The 3,449-nt window shown below is 60.0% G+C and carries 1 protein-coding gene and 3 pseudogenes; 1 reads left to right on the top strand and 3 read right to left on the bottom strand.

Features of this window, described 5'->3' with window-relative positions:
- Positions 1–125: 125 nt before the first annotated feature.
- Both CK944_RS21805 and CK944_RS21800 read right to left on the bottom strand, forming a co-directional pair.
- Positions 126–1,109, bottom strand: a pseudogene (locus tag CK944_RS21805) (McrC family protein).
- Positions 1,090–1,767 (bottom strand): annotated as a pseudogene (locus CK944_RS21800) (transposase); the annotation flags it as partial. The pseudogenes CK944_RS21800 and CK944_RS21805, both read right to left, overlap by 20 nt.
- 158 nt (positions 1,768–1,925) lie before the next feature.
- Here CK944_RS21800 and CK944_RS21795 point away from each other — a divergent pair.
- On the top strand, positions 1,926–2,912 hold the full coding sequence (locus CK944_RS21795; protein ID WP_239986216.1) for a transposase: 987 nt from the start codon (positions 1,926–1,928) through the stop codon (positions 2,910–2,912).
- A gap of 14 nt (positions 2,913–2,926) precedes the next feature.
- Here CK944_RS21795 and CK944_RS21790 read toward each other — a convergent pair.
- Positions 2,927–3,304 (bottom strand): annotated as a pseudogene (locus CK944_RS21790) (helix-turn-helix domain-containing protein); the annotation flags it as partial.
- Positions 3,305–3,449 lie beyond the last annotated feature (145 nt).

Here is a 3,449-nt window from a genome sequence, read left to right as displayed (position 1 = left end):
TCAAATCCTGCCCCCGCAACCAAAATCTTACGCGTTATCGAACGCTTATGCGCCGCCCTCCGGGGCGGCGTTTGCGTTTCCAACGCTCGTGGAAGCACTGTGGAAGCAAGAGGGGCCGAAGTCCTTCATGCCACTTCGTAAATCGGTACCAGCGATGAGCCTTGCTTCCAGTGCCGATTGACCGGGATCATCCCATCGATGCCAGCCGGGATCCCGCTGCCAAAGGTGAGCTCTCGAACATCGACCGCGACGACATCTAGTACCCACCGCTCTTCGGTGATGAGCGCGAACTCGGTGATCCTTCCTGGCGGGCAGTCCCTCGAGGCCGAGTAAACGAGTGCCAGTCGCTTGCAGCGGTAGCGACTGGCGTAGGCGTTCATCTGATACGCGTCGCCGCTCGAGCCGCCCCAGTTCGGTTCGGCGAGATCCAGGTGCTTCCATTTCGCATCGAAGATGGCGACGCAGTCGTCTCCGCTCTGAACGGTGATGTCGGGGCGCAGCTGGAAGCCCGCCGTCGCGAGGTTCTTCACAGGGCTCTGAAGTTCGATAGTAAGGCGAGCACCGGCCTGCACCAAGAAGGCATGCCGGATGCGCAGTCCGAGTACCGTCTCGAAGAGCTTCTCCATGTTGAACAGCAGAGCGGAACCAGCTGCGTCGCCCCTGCGAACATCCGGGTATAGGCCTGACAGCAGCCAGTGGGCCCGCGCAAAAACCGGCTCCCAATGTCGGATGGTACGATCGAACCGCAGGGCGCCGACGTCGCGAGCCCTGACTTTGCAATCGGTCACCTCGTCAAAGCGATGGAGGAACGCCGCCACCATCGCCCGGTTCCTTGGGCTCAGTGCGAGCCCTAGAAGGATCTAAAGGATCGCCTTCAGCGCTTGATTGTAGGGGTTGTCGATGCTGCGCTCGTCGAAGCGACAGAGCAGATGAGAACGGTCGAAGGCGTTCGTGCGCAGGTGCTCGGTCAGTTCGAGTTGTCCGCGGATGGCATTGAGGTTCTCCGTCCTCTCCGAGTGTCCGTCGTCGAATGATTTGGAACAGGCGGCCTGAGTTTGGTCTGGAGGGCTTTGGCTCTGTGGGTTGAGGTTATGCTGCTTGGCGCAGATGGTTCAAGCGCCGGCTCTGGATGGTCAGTTTCTTGATCTTCTCCCTTTCTGCCAGGATAGCCGTGCCACGTCCGAAGTGGACGTCAGCGGGCGTGAGGTTGCCGAGGCTCTCGTGATAGCGGTGGTTGTTGTAATGCTCGACAAAGGCGGCAATGGCCACCTCGAGGTCGCCCTGCAGGTAATAATTTTCCAGCAGGATGCGGCTCTTGAGGGTCTGGTGCCAGCGCTCGATCTTGCCCTGCGTCTGAGGGTGATTTGGGGCTCCGCGAACATGGTCTATGCCATTTTCTTCGAGGTATCCGGCAAGATCACCAGCAATGTAGCAAGGGCCGTTGTCGCTCAGCAGCCGCGGCTTGTGCAGCACGGTGACGCTGTCACATCCTGATGCAGCGAGGGCGATATCAAGTGTCGCGCTGACATCGTCCGCGGTCATGGTGGTGCACAGCTTCCAGCCAACAATGTAGCGCGAAAAGTCATCGAGCACGGTGGACAGGTAGAACCATCCCCAGCCTGTCACCTTGAGATAGGTGAAGTCGGTCTGCCACATCTGGTTTGGCCGAGAGGTCTTGTCCCTGAACTCGTCCCCTGCCTTGACAACCACATAGGCCGGGCTGGTGATCAGGTCATAGGACTTGAGCAGCCGATACACCGAAGCTTGTCTTAAGATTCTACCTGGCTCCTGTGCGATACAGGAGCCGCTCTCCGGCACCTTATACATGCCGGAGAGCGGCGGGGGACGGGTCGACACGGAAGAGGTTTCCACGAACCGGTCAGAAGTAGGACCACCCCCGCCTTTCGAAAGACCTGAACGGATACATGGGGAAGGCGCATGTCCTTGCCCCGCATGACAAGCGCAGGAGACGAAAGGCGATGCAGGATACTATCGGAATCGACATTTCCAAAGACACGGTTGACGTTCACCGTCTGTCGGACGGCAAGCACATGCAGTTCGGCAATAACAAGGCGGGGCTCAAGGCCCTTTGTGGCTGGATTGGAAAGGCGCCCGCTCGAGTCGTCTATGAGGCGACCGGCCGATACCACAGGGACCTGGAAAGCATGCTGGACGCGGCCGGTCACGGTCTGGTCAAGGTGAACCCGAACCGGGCCCGAAAGTTTGCCCAAGCCGTCGGCCAGGGCGCCAAGACCGATCGTGTCGATGCCGCGCTTCTGGCCCGGATGGGAGCAGTTCTGAGCCTCGACGCCAAGCCTGCCCGCACCGACAGCATGCATGAGATCAGGGAGTTGCACGTTTCCCGCATCGGCCTGATCAAAGATCGCACCGCATGCCGCAATCGCCTTCATGGGGCGCGTAACCAGATCGTGCTGGCTCATCTCCGTGCCCGCCTACGGCAGGTTGAAAAGCAGATCGACCAGATCGACGTAGAATTGCGGCGCCTCGTCGCCGAGGATGCCGACCTCGTCCGGCGCTATGAGGTTCTCATGTCCATTCCAGGCATCGGTCCGATTGCTGCCGTTGCAATGATCGTGGAGATGCCCGAGCTCGGTACACTATCGGGCAAGGAGGCTGCTAGTCTCGCAGGTCTCGCCCCGATCACGCACGAGTCCGGGAAATGGAAGGGTCGCTCCAAGATCGGCGGCGGTCGAGGCGCCTTGCGCACCACGCTCTATATGCCCGCGCTCGTTTCGATCCGCTACAATGCCCAGCTCGGCCAAGTCTACAGGACGCTCAGCGACGCCGGAAAGCCCGCGAAAGTCGCGATCACAGCCGTCATGCGCAAGCTCATCGTCCTTGCCAACGCCCTGATCCGGGACGACCGGAAATGGGCACAAACCGCGCCTTGACCAAGACGGATATCTTCTGACACGAAATACTTTTCTGTATCCGTGAAGCGAACCGCAAGCTCCCGTGGCGACAGGTCGGGCTCTTCCAGCGCCAGAGCGACAATCCGGTCACGCACAGGGTCGGGGATGCGGTTCCAGACCCTAGACAGCCGTGAGGGGTGGTCTTCCAGCCCCTCCGGGCCGTGTTCGATGTAGCGATCATACCACCGGTAAAAGGTTGTCGGCGGCACCCCGATCTGCGCCAGGGTCCGGCGAATCGGCAGGTGGGATTGCTCGACGATGCGGATGATCTCGAGCTTCTCGGAAACAGGGTATCTCATTCGTGCTCGCCCCCAACCCCGGTCGTGTTTTTTTTTGAGGAGGCGGTTCTCGAGGGTGAGGTCCGCCACAACCGAGAGTGTCCGATCTTCTGTGTATGAGTGATCCGGTCCATGCTTCACCGAAAGGAAGCATGCATGACGATCTCCAAGGAACTTCTGGATGAACTGCTGAAGGGTGTTGAGCGCCCTGAGGATCTGAACCGCCCCTGGTTTACCG

It is taken from the genome of Paracoccus sp. SY (genome assembly GCF_002901215.1).
Lineage (GTDB): Bacteria > Pseudomonadota > Alphaproteobacteria > Rhodobacterales > Rhodobacteraceae > Paracoccus > Paracoccus acridae.
Note: the sequence above shows the minus strand (reverse complement) of the source record. Positions and strands in the feature narration are given on the sequence as shown.